We start from the raw sequence: 20,444 nt of genomic DNA, 5'->3' as shown, positions 1-20,444 counted from the left end.
ACTCTCGCGGCTCATCGGGTGCCCCGGCTCATGATGCGGATCATCTCTCGGCGAAGCAGAGCGATCCGCTCCGACCGCGCGTTGCGCTCGCTGGACCGCTGCTCGGCGATCTCCTCGGCGACGGCCCGCCGGATGATCGAGACGACCTCGTCGGGCGGCATGGGCGTGGTGGTCGTGGTCTTCATGGTGCGCTTCCTTCCTCGGTGGATGGGGTGCCAGGGGTCTTGGTGCCGGCGCATTCGGCGCACAACGCGACGAACGCGATCGACCGCGGCGAGATCGCGAACGCGGTTACGATGCCGTGCGCACCGAGCGGTGCCCGACACGGGCCGCACCGGTCGCCGACCTGCGTGTCGAAGCCGAGGGCGAGCGCGCATGCCGGGCATACGGCCGATCGTCCGGGCATCATGCTCACGTGAACGGGTGCCGGGTGCCCGCACCCGTGATCGACCGTCCGCACCCAGGCCGCGATGTACTCGCGAGCCCGCTCGGGCAGGTCGTGGAACACCATGGGGGCGCGCTCGAGTTCGTCGGCGAGCTGCCACACGATCGCGGACGATGCCGAGTCAGTCACTGCGCACGCTCCCCTGCACGCCGGGCGTCGGCGGCCGGCTCGGTGTGGAGGTCGAGCGGGAGTCCGACGCTCGGGTCTCTAAGGAAACCGGGCGCGGCCTCGGGCGCTCGGTACGTCGTACCTTCAGGACTGCCGAAGTGAACAACGACCGCGCTCGGCGGACACCACACCATCCCCGACCCGAGCGAGCCTGACCTCACCACGGCAGCAACCCCGTGGTCGCGTTGTCGCAGTCGGGGCATCGGAAGTCGAATCCGACCGACGGGTAACTCATGCGTCTGGTCCTCCTCGGCCGCACGAAACCAGCAGTTTCGCGTCCGGAAATCGCCACGTGCTGCACGTCGTCACGCGCGCTCGCGCACTGTAGGTACTCACCCGCCGCACCACCTCGAGGCCGACGTCGGCGGCTCCCGAAGGTGGCCGGTCGACGCCTCGCAACTGCCGCGCGAACCGTTCCGCTCCGCTCCACGATTCGCTTGCCGACGGCGAGGACTGATCCGCTGCCAGCTTCGTCGTCATCAGCGGCAGTGCAGGGCCACTCGCGAACCGTAAGGCCGCCAGATCGATCTGGTTTCCGGCATCGAGCGAAGCGATATCTCTCCATGTCGATCCGATCAGGTTCGCGGGAGCGAAGCGGAGCGAACCTGATCGGGAGCGGAGGAGCTACTTCCGGCCGGGTCCGCGGAGCGCAGCGGAGCGAATGACCCGGCCGGAAGTAGCGGAGGAGCCAGGGGTGTGGGACAGACGCCTGCCCCACAAGGAAGGGCGCGGCGACGAAGTCGGCGCTCCTCGCACGGAGCGACCCCGGAGCGCAGCGGAGGGGTTGCGGAGTGCCTGAAGCCGCACGTTGCGCACCTGGTCGCCTTAAATAGGGTTCGGAATCCGAAACACGGTCCCAACTCGCCCGTGATTCCGCCCTTCCGGATTCCGAAACACGCACCGTGTTTCGGAATCCGGAAAGGTAGTTTTCGCGAGGGGTGTTCCGCCGAATTCCGCCCTTCCGGAATCCGGAACACGGTCGATTTCCGCCGATTTCGCGACCGTGTTTCGGTATCCGGAACACGGTCGCGCATCCCGGGCGTGTCGCTCGGTTCATGGTGTCCTCCGTCCGCCCGTGCGCCGCGTCCTATCAGCCCATCCGGTGACGACGAGGCGCCCGCCCGCGTACGTGAAGCTGGCCGCCCTGCCGCCGGGGGAGATTCCGGTGAATCGAGGCGCGAACAGCAGGTTCACGCTCTGCCCGAGCTTCGTCTCGTCCCGGTCGCCGATCGTCTCGACGACGTCCAGCTCGCCGAACTGCTCGAACGCCTGGATCGCTCTCGTGACCGTCTGCACCGAGACGCCCGCGGTCTTGGCGATCGTCTCGCGAGTCAGGTCGCAGTACCCGTCGACCCCCATCGCCTCGAGCACGACACGGAAGACTCGGAGATGGCTCTTCGTGATCCGTTCGCCGATGTACGGATGCATGACGAACGCGTCCACGTACAGGGCCATCCGAACGATCCGCGGGTCCGGGATCGCTCGGAAGTCGGCGATCCTCTCGGACGGTGCCGGGGGTATCGTGGTGTTCGGTTCCAAGTCCCCATCCGGGGCGTCGGGGGTCGCCGCGTCACACACGGCGGCCCCTTCCTCGTTGTGGGGCATACTGTCGTCTCCCTCGTGAAGAATCGAGAGAGGCGGGCTCCGGTTCCTGCCTCGGGGGTGTTCGGTAGGGGGTCACCTGGTCGGCGAAGAGCCGGACGACCCTCTCGAGCCCGACGATCCTCTCGACGCGGTCGACGGCGCGGTCGTCGGGCTCTTCTTGAGCCGCTTCGGCGGTAGCCCCTCGCGCTCGCGCTGCGCGTCGACCTCGGCGGCGCTGACGAACGGCTGCCCGTTGATCGTGTAGACCGTCACGCCGAGATCGACACCTCGACTACGCAAGCCGTAGTAGAACGTCGGCCCACCCCCGCGGCGAACGCCGGCCTTCGGGAGTGAGACAAGGTCGGCGGGAACAACTTTCGTGCCAGGACTCATGCCCTGGAGGATTGCACGATTCTGACGACCTCGCAAGCTGTTCGGGTAACCCAAATAACCCGTCCTATCGGCTCTTTTTGTATTACATCTCATCCAGTCGCATCCTGCGCGCATATAGCGTGGTGAAGGTGTAGTAATATATGAACTGTGACGAAACGTGCCCAAGACGTAGTACTGATCGACGAAGGCGCCGGCATCCGGTATCGGATCGCGGCCCGACGCTTCCCAGACGGCCCCCAGCTCGTCCGGAAAACCGTGGAAGCGCTCGACGAGGACCCGATCGGGTCCAGGGACCGCTACAGCGACTCCCTGCTCGCGGTGATCGCAATAACGCGCGTGGAAGACCTCAAGCGGGCTCGCATGCGCACAGGACTGATCCCCAAGGAGGTCTTGAAGGACCCCCCGCGCCTCGCGGCGATCTACAGCGACTGCGCCACCTTGGGCGTTCCCGGTTTGACTCGGCGGGCCGTCGTGAAGGCCTCCCCCGGCATCCCAGTTCCCACACTCGACCTGTGGCTCCGCCGAGCCCGAGACGCCGGCCTGATACCGCTTCCCCCAGCTCGCGGCCGGCCCCGCAAGACCTGACCCCCGCCAGTCACTGACCAACCACCACACCCCGAAGGATCACCCCATGGCAACACCCCCAGGCGTGTACCAACGTCATCGTCCCTGCTCCTGCAATCGCCAGCACTCCCCCGAATGCCTCGAGCCGACGAAGTGCCGTTGCGCTCGAGTCCACGAGCCGCGGTGCGCTCATCGGGTGCGTGGGAACGGCCGCACGACCTGCGGATGCCCTTGGGCGTTCGTCGCGTCGACCATGCACGTCGGGAAGCGCGTGCAGGCGACCAAGAGCGGCTTTCCGACGCAGAAGGCCGCGAAGCAGGCTCGGGCGGATGCCCTGGCCGACCTCGAGGCTTCGCCGCTGTCGAGACGGGCTCAGACGGTCGCGGTCTTCCTGCGGGACTGGATCACGCGGAAGGAAGCCGACGGCGACATTCGACCGTCGACCGCGATCGCGTACCGGCATCACATCGAGTCCTACCTTGTGCCGATCCTGGGCAGCATGAAGCTCTCGGAGGTGCGGGTGCAGCACCTCGAGCACGTGCAGGCCGAGTTGCAGCGGCAGCGGCCGAACATGTCGGCCGCGACCCGCGCGCGGGTGCATGCAACGCTCCGCTCAGCGCTCCGCGACGCCTACCGTCGCGAACTCCTGCGCGACGATCCGACTCGTCGCATGAAGGCGCCCAAGGCCGACCGGCCCAAGGTGAAGGTGTGGCAGCCGGAGCAGTACGGCCGCTTCCTGGACTGGCTGCACGGCCGCGGCGACCGACTCGCCACCGCGGTGCACCTGGCCGGCATGACGGGTCTTCGTCGTGGCGAACTCTGCGGGCTCCGATGGATCGACGTCGACCTCGAGCGCGGCCGGCTCGTCGTCGCCCAGCAGGTCACCCAACTCCGTGGCCAGGTCGAGGTAGCGCGTACGAAGACCCGTGCCGGCGAGAGCCGGGTCGTCGACCTCGACGTCGACACCATCGGCCTGCTGCGCGACGTGCAGGCCGTCCACGACGCCGAGCGGGCCGGATGGGATCGTGATTACGGGCTCGTGCTCGTCGACCAGGACGGTCGACCGCTCACGCCCGAACACCTCACCCGCGGCTTCCCGCGCGCGATCCGCGCGTACAACGCCGAGCAGGCCGGCCCCGCGCTCCCGTTGATCCGGTTCCACGACCTGCGGCACCTGCAAGCGTCGCTCATGCTCGCGGCGGGCGTGCCGCTCGCGCTCGTCTCGAAGCGGCTGGGGCACTCGAGCGTGCAGGTCACGTCCGACACGTACGCGCACCTGCTCGACGGCGTCGGAGCGGCAGCGGCGGCAGCAGCGGCGGCCCTCATTCCGCGCACTTCTGCGACGCGGAGCTAGCCGATTGCTAGCAATCCGTATTACGCGACTCGGGGACAGTCGGTTGAGTCGGCGCCGATCCCCGTCATTCCGGGGATCGAAGGGTAGGGCGGACGGGACTTGAACCCGTGACCGATGGATTATGAGTCCACTGCTCTGACCGGCTGAGCTACCGCCCCGCGCGACGGGTCACTCGGGGAGTGCGGCCGACGCGACATCGGTGACCGGATCGGCCACCGGCCTCCCACGATACAGGCTCTCGAATGTCGACAGCGTGGTCTGGATGTCGTGCGCGGCGATGAGCCGGAGGGAGCCCTCCTTGAGGGCGCGGAGCTCGTCGGCCGGTGCCTCGAGCACCTTCCGGAGCTTCGCCGCGAGGTCGTTCGCGTCGGACGGTTCGAAGAGGTAGCCGTTCTCGCCGTCGTGCACGAGGTGCGGCAGCGCCATCGCGTTCGCGGCGACGACGGGCAGTGCCGAGGCCATCGCCTCCATCGTCACGATGCTCTGGAGCTCGGCGATCGAGGGCATCGCGAGCACGGTCGCGCGGTGGTAGGCGTCGCGGAGCTCTTCGTCGGTCACGTATCCCGTGAAGGTGACGCGGTCGGCGATGCCGAGCTCGGCGGCAAGGTTCTGCAGATTCTTCATCTGGTCGCCGCCGCCGACGATCTCGACCTTGGCGTCGAGTTCGGCCGGCAGCAGCGTCGCGGCGCGCAGCAGGACGTCGATCTGCTTCTCACCGGTCACGCGCCCGACGAACAGGATGCGGTTCTCGGTGCGCGGTTCCCAGTTCGGCGAGTACTTGTGGGCATCGATGCCGCACGAGATCGCGTGGACGTTGGGGAGGCCGGTGTGCTTCTCGAGGAACTGCGCCGCCTTCTTCGTCGGCGTCGTCACCGCTTCGGCGCGACCGAACGTGCGCCGTGCCGCCTTCCAGGCGAGGCCGACGGCCCAGTCCTGCCACGCCTTGGGCAGCAGGGTGAACTCGAGCATGTTCTCGGGCATGAAGTGGTTGGTGCCGATGATGCGGATGCCCCGCTTCTCGGCCTCGAGGGACAGCCCGCGGCCGACCACGATGTGCGACTGGAAGTGCACCACGTCGGGCTTGACCCGGTCGATCACGCGTGCGCTGTTCTGCTTGATGCGCCACGGGAGCGCGAAGCGCAGCCAGTCGTGCGGGTACCAGCGCCACGAGTAGAGGCGGTGCGCGGTGATCTCCTGGCCCTCGTGCACCTCGGTCCACGTGCCGTGCTTGCGGCTGGCCGCCGGCGCCATGACGTGCACCTCGTGCCCGCGCTCGACGAGTCCGGCCGCGAGGCGCTCGGCGAATCGCGCGGCGCCGTTGACGTCGGGGGCGAAGGTGTCGGCGCCGATGAGGATGCGAAGCGGGGCATCCGTCTTGGGGGCAGCAGAAGCGGATGACGCACCGGGTGTGTCAGGCACTGGGTCTGGATTCCTTAAGGTCGGCGGGGGGCGATCGGCCCCGGAGCGGCAGTCGCGGTGAGGATGGCGCGCGGACTGCATCCGAACATAGTCTACGCAGCGCCGTGCGGGCACGGCCGTGTCCGCATGTCATCCGAGCGGATGACCCGCCGAGTCACACCCGCGTCTGCGGGTGATTCCGGGCGAGCTGGAAGACGCCCCACACGGCGATCACCCCGGAGAGGATGAACACCGCCATCGCCCACGGAGGCGCCTGCGAGGCCTCGCCGAGCACGATGATGCCGATGCCGACGGCGACCATCGGGTCGACGACGGTGAGGCCTGCGATGACGAGGTCGGGAGGGCCGGACGCGTGCGCGTTCTGCACGAAGTAGGCGCCGAGCGCCGTGCCCGCGAGGAGGGCGACGACGCAGAGCACGGTGAGCCAGTCGAACTCGCCCTGTTCGATACGGCCGATGATCACCTTCGCGAGGGTCGCGACGAATCCGTAGAGCACGCCCGCGAGGATGACGTAGAAGATCGCCCGGATGCGCGTGCGGAACAGCATGAACGCCGCGGCCGCGGCGACCAGCACCACGGCGAGGATGCCGAGGATCACGTACAGCTGCCGGTCGGTGACCGGCTTGTCCACCGCGGTGAACGCGGCCACGCCGACGAACAGGAAGACGCCGCCCACGCACATCGCGATGGCGATGATCGTCTTGCGGTTCAACCGCACCTTCGCGACCCGCGAGTTGATGATCGAGGTGATCACGAGCGCGATCGCGCCCAGCGGCTGCACCACGATGAGGGGCGCGAAGTAGAGGCTCGCGAGCTGGAACACGATCGCGAGTCCGAGCATCAGCGTGCCGAGCACCCACGACGGGCGGGCGAGCAGCAGCGCCAGCTGCTTGCCGCTGAGCCCCTTGCCGAGCGTGTCGACGGTCTGGGACTCCACCTTCACGACGCCGCGGTGCTGGAATTGCGCGCCGAGCGAGAGGAACACCGCCCCGATCAGCGCGAGCGGGATGCCGATGAACTGCTGCGGGTCGAGTGCGATCTGCTCGGTGAGTTCGCTCAGGTCCGGATCCACGCCCTCGACCCTACCGGCTGGCCCGTCGTTATCCTTGACGAATGGCCGTTCGAGCGATCCGAATCACGGGCGACCCCGTGCTCCACTCCCCCGCCGCCCCCGTGCGCGACATCGACCAGGGGGTTCGCGAACTCGTCGCCGATCTCTTCGACACCATGGATCGCGCACCGGGCGTCGGCCTCGCCGCACCCCAGGTCGGCGTGCCGCTGCGCATCTTCACGTTCGGCTGGACCGATGAGGCCGACCGCCTCTGGCGCGGCGTCGCGATCAACCCCGAGCTCTGGATCAGCCCGCCCCCGCCCGGCGAGCCCGACATCGACGAGGAGGAGGGCTGCCTCTCGTTCCCGGGTGAGCGCTTCGGCCTGCGCCGCGCGGAGCACGCGATCCTCCGGGCGACGAACCTCGAGGGCGAGAAGTACGAGATCGAGGCGAGCGGATGGCTCGCCCGCATCTTCCAGCACGAGTACGACCATCTCGACGGCGTGCTGTACACCGACCGGCTCGACGTGCGCGACCAGCGGATCGTGCAGAAGATCACCAAGAAGCTCGGCTGGGGCCGCCCCGGCCAGCAGTGGCTGCCGGGCGTCGACGACCTCGAGGCGTGATCTGCGGGGTCGCGTCGATGCTCAGGTGACGGCGCGGATGCCCGCGGCGACGGCCGCCGCGGCGAAGACGACGATCACGAACGGCACCCGCAGCGCGTAGAGCGCCGCAGCGACGATCACGGCGGGCAGGCGGGCGTCGACCACGATCTGCTGCCCATCGGCGAAGGTCTGCACCCCGATGAGTGCGGCCAGCAGTGCGACGGTCAGGAGGTCGGCGATGCGTGCGGGCCGCTCGCGCTCGAGGAAGCCGGCGGGCACGAGGTACCCGCCGAGCTTCAGCGCGAGCGTCGCCGCGGATGCGATGAGGATGACATGCCAGGTGGTCATCGTTCGCGGCTCCTTCCGAAGAGGTCGAACCAGCCGACGAGCACCGCGACGACGGCCGCGACCAGCACCGGCAGCCCGGGCATGAGCACCGGGGTCGCCAGGACGGCGACGAGCGCCGCCGCGACGGCGACCGCACCGGCCTGGAACCGTTTCAGCCTCGGCCAGAGCAGCCCGAGGAACGCCGCGGCCGCCGCGGCGTCGAGGCCCCACGCGCGAGTGTCGCCGATGGCGTCGCCGATGAGCGCCCCGGCGAGGGTGGTCAGGTTCCAGCCGAGGAAGATCGCGACGCCCGTGACCCAGAACCCGACGCGCGCCTGCCGTTCGTCGGTCTGCGCGAGCGCGACGGCCGTGGACTCGTCGATCGTCACCCACGCGGCGGCGGCGCGCCGCCACGGCCCTCCGGTGTCGACGAGCGGCTTCATGCGCATGCCGTAGACGACGTTGCGAACGCCGAGCAGCGCGGCCGTCGCGATGGCGGTGCCCCCCGCGGCGACGCCGCCGGAGGCCAGCACCCCGACGAGCGCGAACTGCGAGCCGCCGGTGAACATGACGAGGCTGAGGAAGCAGGTCTGCCAGACGTCGAGACCCGCCGCGACGCTCAGCGCGCCGAACGAGATGCCGTAGGCGGCGGTCGCGAGGCCGACGGCGAGGCCGTCGCGGGCCGCCGGCGTCGCGAGCACACGCCGGGCCGAGGCATCCGCGTCGTCGACGCCCTGCGCCATGCCGCCTCCCGTCAGCCGTCGTGGCCGGCGCGACCGCCGACCGCCGTGCCCGGAACCGGGCACCGTATTCGAACCTAGCCGCTCTCCGGCCGGTGATCGGCACGCGGCCGCTCCCCTGCGCTGGTGCGCATGCAGGCCACGGTTGAGATCCGGCTCGGCGACGCCCGCGGCGTCTCGAGCGTGCGGCGCGTGCGGCCGCTGCGCGTGCAGCGGTCGACCTCCGACGGCGAGGCCGTCACAGAGGGGCACGCCTGCGGAGCGCGACGAGAGCGCGGCGGAAACGGAAACGCCGCCCGATCGGGCGGCGTTTCGTGGTGGCTCCCCCACTTGGACTCGAACCAAGAACCTATCGGTTAACAGCCGATTGCTCTGCCAATTGAGCTATGGAGGATCGCTTCGCAGCGACGACTACTCTAGCAAAACCGCGGCCGGGTTCCCAATCGAGCCACGCTCGACTCCCGGCGCCACGGTCGCGCGGCGCCGATCAGCCGAACGGACCCGTCTCGACGTCGTCGATCACCGCGTGGCCGTCGTCGAGGGCGCCGGCGAGCGCCTTGACGTACGGATGGTGCGGATCGTGGAGCACCTCGTCGAGGGTGCCGAGCGCGACGAGCGCGCCGCGGTCGAGCACCGCGACGCGATCGGCGATCCGGCGCAGCACGGGGAGGTCGTGCGACACGACGACCGCCGAGAAGCGATGCCCGTCGCGCAGTTCGGTGAGCAGTTGCGCGACCGTGTCGCGGACGGTCAGGTCGATGCCGGCCGTCGGCTCGTCGGCCACGAGCAGCGACGGGCCGAGCACGAGCGTGCGTGCGATCGCGACGCGCTGGCGCTGCCCGCCGCTCAACTCGTACGGATACCGCTCGAGCATGCTGAGCGGCAGGCGCACGCCGTCGACCAGGTCGGCCACTCGCGCCGCGAGCCGCTTGCGATCGAAGTGCCGGTCGCGCTCGAGGATCGGCTCCCCCACGATCTCGGCGACCGTGCGGTCGGCCGGGAGCCGCATCGCGGCATCCTGCGGCAGGTAGCCGACGTGGAAGCGGTGCTCCGCGAGCTTGCGCCGCGACATGCGGCGCATCGCGTTGCCGAGCACGCGCGCCTCGCCACCCGTGATCACCGGTCGCACCTCGTCGACGCGGGAATCGAGGAACTCCCCCGAGATCACCTTCGCGAGCGTGCTCTTGCCGCTGCCGGCGCTGCCGAGCAGCCCGAGCACCTCGCCCGGCGCCAGCCGCAACTGGATGCCCCGCAGCGCGACATGCGCGGCCGACGCCCCGTGGGCGGGGTACTCGACCGACAGGTCGCTCAGGACGACCGGGTGGCCGTGCGCGGGCGAGGTGGACATCAGGCCGACTCCCGGAGCCGGTGCAGCTCGGCCCGCCGTTCGGCCTGGGCCACGGGGTCGGGCACGGGCAGGCTCGCCAGCAGCCGCTGCGTGTACGGGTCGGCGGGAGCGCCGAGCACCTCGGCGCTCGTGCCCTCCTCGACCAGCTGTCCGTGGTAGAGCACCGCGATGCGGTCGACCAGCAGGTCGACCACCGCGAGGTCGTGGCTGATGAACAGCGAGGCGAAGCCGAACTCGCGCTGCAGCTCGCCGAACAGCTCGAGCACGCGCGCCTGCACCGAGACGTCGAGTGCCGAGGTCGGCTCGTCGGCGATGAGCAGCTCGGGCTCGAGCGCGAGCGCGCGGGCCAGGCTGGCCCGCTGCCGCTGGCCGCCCGAGAGCTCGTGCGGGTAGCGGTTGCCGTACGCACGCGGCAACTGCACCGCCTCGAGCAGCTCGTCGACGCGCGAACGTGCCTCACGCGCGTTCGCCGCGCGGCCGTGGATCACGAGCGGTTCGGCGACGCACTCGGCGATCGTGAGGAGCGGATTGAAGCTCGACGCGGGATCCTGGAAGACGAACCCGATCCGGCTCCGCACCGGGCGGAACTGGCGTTCGCGCACGCCCAGCATCTCGTGGCCGAGCACGCGCAGCGATCCGCCGGTGACCTTGGTGAGGCCCGCGATCGCGCGACCGATCGTGGTCTTGCCCGATCCGGATTCGCCCACGAGGCCGAGCACCTCGCCCGGCCGGATGACGAAGTCCACGCCGTGCACGGCCCGGAACCCGGCGCGCCCGAAGCGGCCCGGGTACTCGATCTCGAGGCCCTTCGCCTCGACGACCGGCGCCTGCTCGGCCCATCCCTCGGGGCGCGCGGCGGCCCGCTCTGCGGCCCGCACCGTGCCGTGGCCCACGTACGGCACCGCCGCGAGCAGCTGCTTGGTGTACTCGGCCTGCGGCGACGCGAACAGCGTGCGCGCATCGGCCTGCTCGACCACGTTGCCCTGGTACATCACCGCGACGCGGTCGGCGAGGTCGGCGACCACGCCCATGTTGTGCGTGATCAGCACGATGGCGGTGCCGAACTCGTCGCGGCAGCGACGCAGGAGGTCGAGGATCTCGGCCTGCACCGTCACGTCGAGCGCCGTCGTCGGCTCGTCGGCGACGATCAGGCCGGGGTCGAGCACGAGGGCCATGGCGATGACGATGCGCTGCTTCTGCCCGCCCGAGAACTGGTGCGGGTAGTGGTCGACGCGGTGCTCGGGGTCGGGAATGCCGACCCGGCGCAGGATGTCGATCACCTTCTCGCGCGCGTCCTGCTTGGAGACCTCGCCGTGGGCGCGGATGCCCTCCATGATCTGCCAGCCGACCGTGTAGACCGGGTTGAGCGCGGTCGACGGCTCCTGGAAGACCATCGCGACGTCGACGCCGCGGATCTCGCGCAGCCGCTTCTGATCGATCGCGACGACATCGTGGCGGCGCATCCCCTCGCGATCCGAGAGGATGACGGCGCCGCTGGCGGTCGCGGTCTCGGGCAGGAGGCCGAGGATCGTCTTCGCCGTCACGGTCTTGCCGCTGCCGGACTCGCCGACGATGGCGAGCACCTCGCCGCGGGCGACGTGCAGCGTGACGTCGTCGACGGCCTTGACCGCTCCAGCGTCGGTGGCGAACGAGACGCCGAGGTTCTCGATGCTGACGATGGCGTCGGCGGGCCCGCCCGTCGCGGTGCCCTGCGGTGCGGTGCTCATGGCTTGACCTCGATTCCGTGCTCGTCGAACGTCTCTTCGGGCTCGAGCCCCTCGACCCCACCAGGCCCGGCCGTCAGGACGCCGCCGGGAACGACCGAGGTCGCCGCGACCTGGCCCGCCGCCTGCGCGACGCGCCGACGACCGCGCAGGCGCGGGTCGGCGAGGTCGTTCAGGCTCTCGCCCACGAGCGTGATGCCGAGCACCGTGAACACGATGGCGAGGCCCGGGAACAGGGCCGTCCACCAGATGCCGCTGGTCACGTCGGACTGCGCCTTGGAGAGGTCGTAGCCCCACTCGGCCGCGGCCGTCGGCTCGATGCCGAAGCCCAGGAAGCCGAGCGCGGTGAGCGTCAGGATCGCCTCCGAGGAGTTCAGCGTGATGATCAGCGGCAGCGTGCGCGTCGCGTTGCGGAACACGTGCTTGAACACGATGCGCGAGTTGGATGCCCCGAGCACCTTCGCCGACTCGACGAACGCCTCCGCCTTGATGCGCACCGTCTCGGCGCGGATCACGCGGAAGTACTGCGGGATGTAGATCACCGTGATCGAGATCGCGGCCGCGAGCACGCCGCCCCAGAGGCTCGACTGCCCGCCGGAGATGACGATCGCCATCACGATGGCCAGCAGCAGCGACGGGAACGCGTAGATCGCGTCGCACACGACGACGAGCACGCGGTCGAGCCATCCGCCGAAGTAGCCGGCGTAGAGACCCAGCGCGATGCCGATGAAGATCGACAGCAGCACTGCGACGATGATGACGAGGATCGAGGTCTGCGTGCCCCAGATCACGCGCGACAGCACGTCGTAGCCGCCGACCGTCGTTCCGAACCAGTGCTCGGCCGACGGCGGCTGCTGCGTACCGAACGACTCGCCGTCGACGCTGCGCTGGGCGAACCCGAACGGCGCGATCAGCGGCGCGAAGATCGCCGTGAACACGAACACGAACACCATGACGAGGCCCGCGACGAGCATGCCGCGCTGGAGGCCGACGCTCTGGCGGAGCTGGTGCACGACCGGGAGCCGGTCGACGAGGCGGCGCTTGGGCGCCGCGACGGTTGCCGCAGTCATCAGAACCTCACCCTCGGGTCGATGAACGCCGCGATGATGTCGACGATGAAGTTGGTCAGGGCCACGATCACGGCGAGCAGCGCGACGATGCCCTGCACGGCGACGAAGTCGCGGCTCTCGAGGAACTCGGCCATCTGGAACCCGAGCCCCCGCCACTCGAACGTGGTCTCGGTGAGCACGGCGCCAGAGAGCAGCAACGCGATCTGCAGGCCGATGACCGTGATGATCGGGATCAGCGCGGGTCGGTACGCGTGCTTGCGCAGCAGCCGCGACTCGGCGACGCCGCGCGAGCGGGCGGCATCCACGTAGTCGGTCGAGAGCGTGCCGATGACGTTGGTGCGCACCAGCCGGAGGAAGATGCCGGCGGTGAGCAGTCCGAGCGCGATCGCCGGGAGGATCGCGTGCGAGAGCACGTCGCCGATGACCTGCGGGTCGCCCGTGCGGATCGCGTCGATCGTGTAGAACCCGGTTCGGAAGGGCAGCATGCCCATCTCGATCTCGGAGTCGACGTCGGCGCGGCCCGCGACCGGCAGCCACTTCAGCCAGACCGAGAAGATCAGCTTGAGCAGCAGGCCGCCGAAGAAGACCGGTACGGCATACCAGAGGATGGCCAGCACGCGGTAGACGGCGTCTTCGGGCTTGTCGCGGTGGTACGCGGCCCGCAGTCCGAGCGGAATGCCGACCGCGAACGCCACGATCAGCGAGTAGAAGACGAGCTCGAACGTCGCCGGGCCGTAGGTGGCGAGCACCTCGATGACGGGGCGATTCGTCGTGAGCGTCGTACCGAAGTCGAAGACCACGATCTGGCCGAGGTACTCGAAGTACTGGACGAGGATCGGGCGGTCGTAGCCGGCGGCCGCGCGCAGCGCGTCGAGCTGGTCGGCGCTGAGTCGCCCGCCCTGCGCCGCGGTGATGGGGTCGCCCGTCAGCCGCATCAGGAAGAAGACGAGCGAGACGAGGATGAAGATGGTCGGGAAGATGAGCAGGAAGCGGATGAGCAGATAGCGTCCGAATCCTCCGCCCTGGGACTTGGGCTTGCCTGCGCCCTGGACCGGCGCACCGGGCCGTGGCGTCAGATCGACAGCGGACATGTGTTCCTCACGTGATGCATGGAAACGGGGGCGACCCGCACGATGCGGGTCGCCCCCGTCGGTCGAACTGGATCGACTCTAGCCGGAGCGACTAGCCCTTGGAGAGAGCCGCGTACCGGAACTTGAACGACGCGTCGAGCGTGTCTTCAGCGCCCTCGACGTCGGAGCCCACGACGGCGACCTGCGCACCCTGGAGGTACGGGATGGTCGACAGGTCGGCGGCGACGAGGTCCTGGATCTCGCCGATGAGCGCTTCGCGCGCGGCGGGGTCGGCCGTGGTGGCCTGCTCGAGGATCTTGTCGTTGACTTCCTGGTTGTCGTAGTGGTTCGACAGGAAGTTCTCCGTGAGGAAGAACGGCGTGAGGTAGTTGTCGGCGTCCGAGTAGTCGGGGAACCAGCCGAGCTGGTACGCCGGGTACAGGTCGGCGACGCGGTCCTCGGAGAACTGCACCCACTCGGTCGACTGCAGGTTGACCGTGAACAGGCCCGACTCCTCGAGGTTCTCCTTGATGATCGCGTACTCGTCGGAGGACGACGGGCCGTAGCGCTCGGCGACGTACTGGATCGAGATGTCCAGCGGCGTCTGGATGCCGGCCGCCGTGAGGCGCTCGGCCGCCTTGTCGGCGTCGGGCGCGCCGTCGGCGCCGTAGAGCTCCTTGAGCGACTCGTTCGCGCCGGTCAGGCCCTCGGGAACGTACGAGTACAGCGGCGTGAAGGTGCCCTTGTACACGTCCTCGGAGAGCGCGTCGCGGTCGATGAGGTCGGCGATCGCCTGGCGGACGGCGAGGGCCTTGGCCGGGTCGGCCTCCGCGGTCGTCGCGCCGAACGGCATCGTGTTGAAGTTGAAGACGAGGTAGCGGATCTCGCCGCCGGGCCCGTCGACGACCTTGACGTTGTCGTTGCCGCGGAGGTCCTCGATGTCGGTCGCGCTGAGGGTGCGGTGCGCGACGTCGATGTTGCCCTCCTGGACGTCGAGCTTCAGGTTCGAGGCATCCGTGTAGTAGCGGGCGTTCACCGTCTCGGTGGCAGCCTCGCCGAGGATGCCCGCGTAGTCGGGGTTCGCCTTGTACTGGATGAGCTCGTTGACCTTGTAGCTCGAGATCGAGTACTGGCCGGCGAAGGGCTTGCCCTCGACGATGTCGTCGTCGCTCGTGATCGAGTCGGCCGAGAAGACGTCCTCATCCACGATCGGGCCCACCGGGCTCGAGAGGATCTGCGGGAAGATCTGGTCGTTCGGCGAGATCAGCTTGAACACGACGGTGAGGTCGTCGGGCGTCTCGATCGAGTCGAGGTTGTACAGCAGCGACGACGGGCCGTTCTCGTCGGCGATCGCGAGCTGCCGGTCGAAGGTGAACTTCACGTCGGACGAGGTGAGCTCGTTGCCGTTCGCGAACTTCAGGCCCTCCTTGAGGGTCACCGTGTACTCGTTCTCGGAGGTGAACTCGGCGGTCTCCGCGATGTCGGGCTCGACGTCGGGGCTGCCGTACGGCGTGTTCAGGAGGAACGGGTACACCTGGTTCATCACGGCGAACGAGCCGTTGTCGTACGAACCCGCCGGGTCGAGGGCCGTGATCTGCTCGGTGGTGCCGATCGTGATCGAGTCGCCGCTCGCGCTGTCGTCGCCGTCGCCGGCGGAGCAGCCGGCGAGGGTCAGCGCGGCGACCGAGACGCCCGCCGCCGCGACGAGGCCGCGACGCCGGAGCTGGGATGCGGATGCCATATCCGTCTACCTCTTCCTGTGGATATCGGCCGAGCCCGCAGGGCGGCGGCCGAGATGTTGAGACCGGCACGTTGGGAACCCGCGTGCGGGCACGAACCGGGTTGCTCGTTCCCTCCCCGCGGACGGGGCGGTGGCGCCCCCGCTGGCGCGCGGGGCGGTTACTCAAGGGGTAGCACGGCGACCTGACGGGGGAACCCAACGTTATCGGACCGTAATGCTCGGAAATACCGATGGTTAATCATCGGAATTCGCCACACGTCCGGCGCTGTCCTTCGTCTGCTCGGCGGTGCGAGGATTCGGACATCGTATTCCGGGTCGGCTCCGAACACGGTCGCCGGGAACGCGAGCACGCGGGCGGCTCGTCCCGCAGGTTTCGACACGGAGGTTGGAAATGACACCACGATCCCATCGACCGAAGACCCGGATGAGGCGGGCCGGCTTGTCGCTCGCCGCCGCCGTGGGCGTCATCGCGCTCGCGACGACGGTCCCCGCAGGCGCCGCGTTCGCGGCGCCGGAGGACCCGCTCGAGCCGTCGGTGCTCGACCCGATCGATCCCCAGAACTGGCAGAACATGGACGACATGACCTGGGACGACTACGTCGGCGTCCCGGGCACCGACTGGGCGAACGACCAGGAGGGCTCCGACCGGCAGTTCAACGGCGCGATCGTCCTCCTCGACTTCGAGAACCAGCCGTTCCTCGTCACGCAGGAGGAGGGCGAGCACCCGTTCGGCGACCCGTCGAGCCTCGCGAACGGCCTCGAGCGCGAGGACGTGCCGCAGTTCTACCTCGACCTGCTGAACAAGCCGAACGAGCTCAACCACGGGCGCACCATCAACGAGTACTGGATGGAGCAGTCGGGCGGCCGCCTCAGCGTGCAGATGGAGGCCTTCGGGCCCTACAAGCTTCCCGGCAACATCGAGGAGTACGGCCTGAACGACTCGTTCAACCGGCCGAACGCCGCGTTCTGCCCGCAGGGCCTGTCCTGCAACAAGAACATCCGGACCGACGCCAATGCGCTCTGGAGCGCCGACCTCGGCGTCCCCGACCCGCTCACGCAGTTCGACCAGGTGTTCTACATCACCGCGGGCCACGACGAGTCGTCCACGTGGGAGGAGTTCGGGCAGATGCTGTTCGAGTCCCCCGAGGACGTGACCGACGACTTCGGCCCGCCGCGTGACGCGAACGGCGTCGCGCTCGACCAGAACGGCCAGCCGATGGCGAACTGGGCGAAGACCCGGTACATCCCGTGGACGTCGTGGCAGGCCGCGATCAACCACTGGCCCAACGCCAACTTCCCCTCGAACGGCCGCGCCGGCAACTCGACGCAGGCGGAGTCTTCGGGCATGGGCACGTTCGCGCACGAGTTCGCGCACATCCTCGGCATCTCCGACAACTACGGCAACCCGTACGGTACGGATGCCGCGGACGGCGGTCCGCTGCGCGACACGAGCGGCCCGTTCGACGTGCTCGCCCGTGGTTCGTTCAACGGCCCCGGCGGCACCCACCAGCGCTGGAGCGTCCCGTCGGTGGCGGGCGGGTCCCAGCCCGCTGGCGTCGCGCTGCGCAACCGCATCAACCTCGGCATCATCGACGAGGACGAGTACCTGAACCTGCCCGAGCAGACGCTCGACCAGCACGGCTTCGTCTCCACCCGGCTCACGTCGCGCGCCGTGATGGGCGACGACATCCTGACCGGCGTGAACCTGGTCCTCGACAAGCCGACGGATGCTCCCGCCGACGACTCGACCGGCTCGTGCAGCCGTCGCGGCACCGACGCTGCCGGCCAGGCCACGTGGGACTGCGACGGCGGCGGCTTCGACAACTACACGCTCGAGGTCATCGACCGCATGGGCACCGACTCGTTCCAGCCCGACCACGGCGTGATGATCGCGAAGACCAAGAACCGCGACCAGAACCCGTTCATCTGGACGATCGATGCCAACCCGCAGAACATCGACACGGTCGACTACGTGCGGCCCGACGGCACGCCGGTGATGATCACGCGCGGCGACCAGCGGCAGCTGAACGACGCGCTCTTCCACGCCGGAACGAACTCGGGTTCCGAGTACGAGTACGTCGACGAGGCCAACGGGCTGCACTTCTACGTCACCGACATGGAGCGCGACGACGAGGGCCTGCTGGCCTACGACGTGGCGATCCGCTCGCTCACCTCGACGTCCACGCAGGCTCGCGGCGTCGCCCTGGGCGAGGTCGGCGAGTCGGGATCGCTCGAGAGCGGCCTGCTCGGTCTCACGGTGCCGGTGACGAACACGGGCGCCGGCTCGGCCGACCCGATCGCCGACGGCGACATCTACCGGGTCGCCGCCACGATCTCCGGCGAGGCGGCGGGCTGGACCGTCCGCATCCCGAACGAGATCCTGACGGTCGGCACGGGCGCCACCGAGGAGGTGCCGGTCTACCTCTCGTACGAGGGCGACGGCGCTCCGACCGCGGTTCCCGCGGTCACGGTGACCGTCACATCCGAGAACGACCCGGCGGCCACCGCGTCGACCATGACCGGGGTCGTCGACGGCGTCAAGCCGGTCGCGACGCTGGTCTCGCCGACCGCCTCGGGCCCGTTCCAGGCGCTGTCGGTGCAGGTCGACGCGACCGACAACTACGGCCTGCAGCGGATCGTGGCGAACGTCTACCAGGGCAGCACGCTCGTCAAGAGCACGCAGACCGCGGCCGGCGGCGCCACCGGCGCCACCCACGCGGCGACCGTGACGCTGCCCGACGGCGACTACACGGTGCGGTACAACGCCGAGGACCTGGCGGGCAACATCGCGAAGACGGGAACGTTCGCGTTCACGATCGACGCGACCGCCCCGACGGTCACGGTGAAGAGCGGGGCGAATGAGACGGTGGGCGCCGACGGCGCCTACTCGCTCGTGAGCTTCAAGCTGCACGACGCCGGCAAGATCGACAAGCTGACGCTCAACGGAGTGGTCAAGGATCTCGTGAACAACGCGTGGTCGGACCTCAACTTCGTGAAGCCGGGCTCGTTCGGCGGCGTCGTCGGCGAGAACACGCTCGTCGTGTCCGACGTGGCGGGCAACGCGACGACGCTCACCTTCACGCTGAAGTAGCGTCGATCATCGGACGGGTGCCTCCCCGCGAATGCGGGGAGGCACCCGATCCGACCTCCAGCCCGGCCACTGCCAACGCGGAACCTGAGACATGACCAGACTCCCCCACCTCCTCGCGGCGTCGCTCGCGGCCCTGATGCTCGCCGGCTGCGCCGCGCAACCGGCGACGCCGGGCGGCGGGTCGGATGCCCCGACGATCGACCTGCTCGTTCGCGACTCCCACCTCCGCGTGGCTGGCGAGCCGTGCTCGGCGGCCCGCCCGCACCAGTACATCCACCGCGGCGCCGTCCTCGTGCTCGAGCACGGGTCCGACCGCATCTCGGTCGAGCTTCCCGACGGCGAGGCGGTGCACATCGACGACATCGACTACGGCGCCGCTCCGCGGATCCCGACCGCGTGTCGCTTCCGCGTCGCCGCGCCCGGCCTCGATCCCGATCTCGACTACGCCGTCACCATCGACGGGCGATCCGCCGGCGACTACCGGTACGACGCCGATGAGGCCGCGCCGATCGCGGTTCCCCCGCTCGCCGATCCCGGCGCGATCCTCGAGACCGGAGACCGTTGATGTCGTCCATCCCCCGCGCCGCGCTCGTGGGCGGCCTCCTCGTCACCGCACTGCTCTTCGGCGGATGCACGCCGCAGGAACGCGGCGGCGAGGACCGCCTGCCCGGTCCGCTCCCCGAGGGCGTCACGTTCGAGGCCAGCCCCAGCGCGCCGAAGGCGCCGTCCATCGATGCCGAACTGGTCGACGGCACGCCGGTCGCCGGCGACCTGCTCTGGGGCGATCGCCCGGCGGTGCTGCAGTTCACGACCGCGTGGTGCACGCGGTGCGATGAGCAGCAGCCCGTCCTCGACGGCATCTCGCGCGACTACGGCGACGCCGTCACCGTGGCGCTCGTCGCGGGCGACCCCTCAGAGGATCGCGACCTCCTGCTCGAGCACCTCGAGGAACTCGGCGTCGGACAGCCCGTCATCGTCGACCCCGACCTGCGGGTGTGGCGTTCCTACGCCGTCGACGAGCCGCCGATGACCGCGCTCGTCGACGCCGACGGGCGCCTCGTGAAGCTCTGGCCGGGCGGCGCCGACGAGGCGAAGCTGCGCACCGAGCTCGACCGCATCGTGCAGCGCACCGGCGGCTGAACCGTTCAGTCGGCGGCCGTCAGGCTCCGCCGGTCGAGCTCGATGTCGACCAGCGCCCGCTGGATCATCGCGTACGTCTCCCGATCGGCCGGGTCGGTGCGCTGCAGCCGGCCGAGCAGTTCGCGCTTCTGCCGCAGCAGTTCGCGTTCGACGAGGGATGCCACGACGCCGCGCACGTACGCCGTCGTCGCGGCCTCGGTGCGCTGCGGCACCGGCGCGACGGCGAGCTGCTGCACCACGCCCGCGAACGGCGCCGGCACCTCGGCGACGACCCGGTCGACCCGCAGCGCGCCGTCGGTCGCCACCACGGAGGCGACGCCGTCGCGGACCACCGCGAGCGTCTCGTTGCCGAAGCGGCTGTCGGTCGCCTGGCGGATGAGGTCGAGGCCTGCCGCGTCGGGGAACTGCAGGATCGCCTGCAGCGCATCGCGCTCGAGCCGGGTCGACGGGTCGCCCGGGAGGTCGGCGATCGAGTACGGCCGAACCGGAGCGGCATCCGTTCCGACGGGGCCCGGCCTGCCGGCGCCACCCGCATCGCCGCCGCCGTCGCGCCCGTCTGCGCCCGGGCGCCGGCCGGCGCCGCCCGGTCGACCGCCGCCGGGTCGCCCGC

19 protein-coding genes and 2 tRNA genes are annotated in these 20,444 nt (G+C 69.7%); 5 read left to right on the top strand and 16 right to left on the bottom strand.

What is annotated here, in order from left to right; genetic code table 11:
* Nucleotides 1-11 precede the first annotated feature (11 nt).
* The 4 genes from GE115_RS00110 to GE115_RS00095 all read right to left on the bottom strand — a co-directional run bounded on the left by GE115_RS00110 (nt 12) and on the right by GE115_RS00095 (nt 2,470).
* The gene (locus GE115_RS00110) at nt 12-185 is read right to left on the bottom strand and encodes a hypothetical protein (protein ID WP_153682825.1); all 174 of its coding nucleotides are present in this window, start codon (nt 183-185) and stop codon (nt 12-14) included.
* Nucleotides 182-547, bottom strand: a complete 366-nt coding sequence (locus GE115_RS00105; protein ID WP_153682824.1) for a hypothetical protein — start codon at nt 545-547, stop codon at nt 182-184. The genes GE115_RS00110 and GE115_RS00105 overlap by 4 nt, the downstream gene beginning before the upstream one ends.
* Nucleotides 548-1,666: 1,119 nt before the next feature.
* Nucleotides 1,667-2,068, bottom strand: coding sequence for a helix-turn-helix domain-containing protein (locus tag GE115_RS00100; protein WP_153682823.1), 402 nt, complete (start codon nt 2,066-2,068; stop codon nt 1,667-1,669).
* A 222-nt stretch (nt 2,069-2,290) separates the two neighbouring features.
* Nucleotides 2,291-2,470, bottom strand: coding sequence for a hypothetical protein (locus tag GE115_RS00095; RefSeq protein ID WP_153682822.1), 180 nt, complete (start codon nt 2,468-2,470; stop codon nt 2,291-2,293).
* A 937-nt stretch (nt 2,471-3,407) separates the two neighbouring features.
* Between GE115_RS00095 and GE115_RS00090 the strand changes: the two genes are divergently transcribed.
* On the top strand, nt 3,408-4,508 hold the full coding sequence (locus tag GE115_RS00090) for a tyrosine-type recombinase/integrase (RefSeq protein ID WP_172979612.1): 1,101 nt from the start codon (nt 3,408-3,410) through the stop codon (nt 4,506-4,508).
* Between the two features lie 84 nt (nt 4,509-4,592).
* Here the strand turns inward: GE115_RS00090 and GE115_RS00085 are convergent.
* The 3 genes from GE115_RS00085 to GE115_RS00075 form a co-directional block, all read right to left on the bottom strand.
* A tRNA-Ile gene (locus GE115_RS00085) sits at nt 4,593-4,666 on the bottom strand.
* 10 nt (nt 4,667-4,676) lie between these two features.
* Nucleotides 4,677-5,927: a glycosyltransferase gene (locus GE115_RS00080; RefSeq protein ID WP_312854713.1), complete on the bottom strand. Its 1,251-nt coding sequence runs from the start codon at nt 5,925-5,927 to the stop codon at nt 4,677-4,679.
* A gap of 154 nt (nt 5,928-6,081) precedes the next feature.
* On the bottom strand, nt 6,082-6,999 hold the full coding sequence (locus GE115_RS00075; protein ID WP_312854712.1) for a DMT family transporter: 918 nt from the start codon (nt 6,997-6,999) through the stop codon (nt 6,082-6,084).
* 41 nt (nt 7,000-7,040) lie between these two features.
* Here GE115_RS00075 and def point away from each other — a divergent pair, with 41 nt between their 5' ends.
* Entirely contained in the window at nt 7,041-7,604 is a 564-nt protein-coding gene (gene def, locus GE115_RS00070; RefSeq protein WP_153682819.1) for a peptide deformylase, read from the top strand.
* Nucleotides 7,605-7,625: 21 nt separating this feature from the next.
* Here def and GE115_RS00065 read toward each other — a convergent pair whose 3' ends face one another.
* The 8 genes from GE115_RS00065 to GE115_RS00030 all read right to left on the bottom strand — a co-directional run bounded on the left by GE115_RS00065 (nt 7,626) and on the right by GE115_RS00030 (nt 15,603).
* Entirely contained in the window at nt 7,626-7,931 is a 306-nt protein-coding gene (locus GE115_RS00065) for an AzlD domain-containing protein (RefSeq protein ID WP_153682818.1), read from the bottom strand.
* Complete coding sequence (locus GE115_RS00060) at nt 7,928-8,653, bottom strand: AzlC family ABC transporter permease (RefSeq protein WP_153682817.1); 726 nt, start codon at nt 8,651-8,653, stop codon at nt 7,928-7,930. Before GE115_RS00060 ends, GE115_RS00065 begins: the two co-directional genes overlap by 4 nt.
* Nucleotides 8,654-8,968: 315 nt before the next feature.
* Nucleotides 8,969-9,044, bottom strand: a tRNA-Asn gene (locus GE115_RS00055).
* A 93-nt stretch (nt 9,045-9,137) separates the two neighbouring features.
* Nucleotides 9,138-9,998, bottom strand: coding sequence for an ATP-binding cassette domain-containing protein (locus tag GE115_RS00050; RefSeq protein WP_172979610.1), 861 nt, complete (start codon nt 9,996-9,998; stop codon nt 9,138-9,140).
* On the bottom strand, nt 9,998-11,725 hold the full coding sequence (locus GE115_RS00045) for a dipeptide ABC transporter ATP-binding protein (protein WP_153682816.1): 1,728 nt from the start codon (nt 11,723-11,725) through the stop codon (nt 9,998-10,000). Before GE115_RS00045 ends, GE115_RS00050 begins: the two co-directional genes overlap by 1 nt.
* A complete protein-coding gene (locus GE115_RS00040) occupies nt 11,722-12,792 on the bottom strand; it encodes an ABC transporter permease (RefSeq protein WP_153682815.1) in 1,071 nt (356 codons plus the stop codon). Before GE115_RS00040 ends, GE115_RS00045 begins: the two co-directional genes overlap by 4 nt.
* Nucleotides 12,792-13,883 (bottom strand): ABC transporter permease, encoded by a 1,092-nt coding sequence (locus GE115_RS00035; protein WP_153682814.1) that lies wholly within the window; start codon nt 13,881-13,883, stop codon nt 12,792-12,794. Before GE115_RS00035 ends, GE115_RS00040 begins: the two co-directional genes overlap by 1 nt.
* A 91-nt stretch (nt 13,884-13,974) precedes the next feature.
* Nucleotides 13,975-15,603 carry an ABC transporter substrate-binding protein gene (locus GE115_RS00030; protein WP_153682813.1) on the bottom strand — a complete coding sequence of 543 codons (1,629 nt, stop codon included), beginning with the start codon at nt 15,601-15,603 and terminating at the stop codon, nt 13,975-13,977.
* A gap of 439 nt (nt 15,604-16,042) precedes the next feature.
* Here GE115_RS00030 and GE115_RS00025 point away from each other — a divergent pair, with 439 nt between their 5' ends.
* From GE115_RS00025 to GE115_RS00010, 3 genes are all read left to right on the top strand, one after another.
* Complete coding sequence (locus tag GE115_RS00025; RefSeq protein WP_216648725.1) at nt 16,043-18,694, top strand: hypothetical protein; 2,652 nt, start codon at nt 16,043-16,045, stop codon at nt 18,692-18,694.
* Between the two features lie 91 nt (nt 18,695-18,785).
* Complete coding sequence (locus GE115_RS00015; protein ID WP_153682812.1) at nt 18,786-19,259, top strand: hypothetical protein; 474 nt, start codon at nt 18,786-18,788, stop codon at nt 19,257-19,259.
* Nucleotides 19,259-19,834, top strand: a complete 576-nt coding sequence (locus GE115_RS00010) for a TlpA family protein disulfide reductase (RefSeq protein WP_153682811.1) — start codon at nt 19,259-19,261, stop codon at nt 19,832-19,834. Before GE115_RS00015 ends, GE115_RS00010 begins: the two co-directional genes overlap by 1 nt.
* 5 nt (nt 19,835-19,839) lie before the next feature.
* Here the strand turns inward: GE115_RS00010 and dnaG are convergent.
* A partial coding sequence (gene dnaG, locus GE115_RS00005; protein WP_512698675.1) for a DNA primase occupies nt 19,840-20,444 on the bottom strand: 605 nt, incomplete at its 5' end.

It is taken from the genome of Agromyces agglutinans, from assembly GCF_009647605.1.
GTDB lineage: Bacteria > Actinomycetota > Actinomycetes > Actinomycetales > Microbacteriaceae > Agromyces > Agromyces agglutinans.
The sequence above is the reverse complement of the archived record's forward strand: the minus strand, read 5'-3'. Positions and strand labels throughout refer to the sequence as shown.

What these genes read in the sequence shown, in the direction of transcription:
- def (WP_153682819.1), top strand. Translation starts at nt 7,041, where the DNA reads ATGGCCGTTCGAGCGATCCGAATCACGGGCGACCCCGTGCTCCACTCC.
- GE115_RS00045 (WP_153682816.1), bottom strand. Translation starts at nt 11,725, where the DNA reads ATGAGCACCGCACCGCAGGGCACCGCGACGGGCGGGCCCGCCGACGCC.
- GE115_RS00010 (WP_153682811.1), top strand. Translation starts at nt 19,259, where the DNA reads ATGTCGTCCATCCCCCGCGCCGCGCTCGTGGGCGGCCTCCTCGTCACC.
- GE115_RS00090 (WP_172979612.1), top strand. Translation starts at nt 3,408, where the DNA reads ATGCACGTCGGGAAGCGCGTGCAGGCGACCAAGAGCGGCTTTCCGACG.
- GE115_RS00030 (WP_153682813.1), bottom strand. Translation starts at nt 15,603, where the DNA reads ATGGCATCCGCATCCCAGCTCCGGCGTCGCGGCCTCGTCGCGGCGGCG.
- GE115_RS00015 (WP_153682812.1), top strand. Translation starts at nt 18,786, where the DNA reads ATGACCAGACTCCCCCACCTCCTCGCGGCGTCGCTCGCGGCCCTGATG.
- GE115_RS00110 (WP_153682825.1), bottom strand. Translation starts at nt 185, where the DNA reads ATGAAGACCACGACCACCACGCCCATGCCGCCCGACGAGGTCGTCTCG.
- GE115_RS00065 (WP_153682818.1), bottom strand. Translation starts at nt 7,931, where the DNA reads ATGACCACCTGGCATGTCATCCTCATCGCATCCGCGGCGACGCTCGCG.
- GE115_RS00035 (WP_153682814.1), bottom strand. Translation starts at nt 13,883, where the DNA reads ATGTCCGCTGTCGATCTGACGCCACGGCCCGGTGCGCCGGTCCAGGGC.
- GE115_RS00050 (WP_172979610.1), bottom strand. Translation starts at nt 9,998, where the DNA reads ATGTCCACCTCGCCCGCGCACGGCCACCCGGTCGTCCTGAGCGACCTG.
- GE115_RS00040 (WP_153682815.1), bottom strand. Translation starts at nt 12,792, where the DNA reads ATGACTGCGGCAACCGTCGCGGCGCCCAAGCGCCGCCTCGTCGACCGG.
- GE115_RS00060 (WP_153682817.1), bottom strand. Translation starts at nt 8,653, where the DNA reads ATGGCGCAGGGCGTCGACGACGCGGATGCCTCGGCCCGGCGTGTGCTC.
- GE115_RS00100 (WP_153682823.1), bottom strand. Translation starts at nt 2,068, where the DNA reads ATGGCCCTGTACGTGGACGCGTTCGTCATGCATCCGTACATCGGCGAA.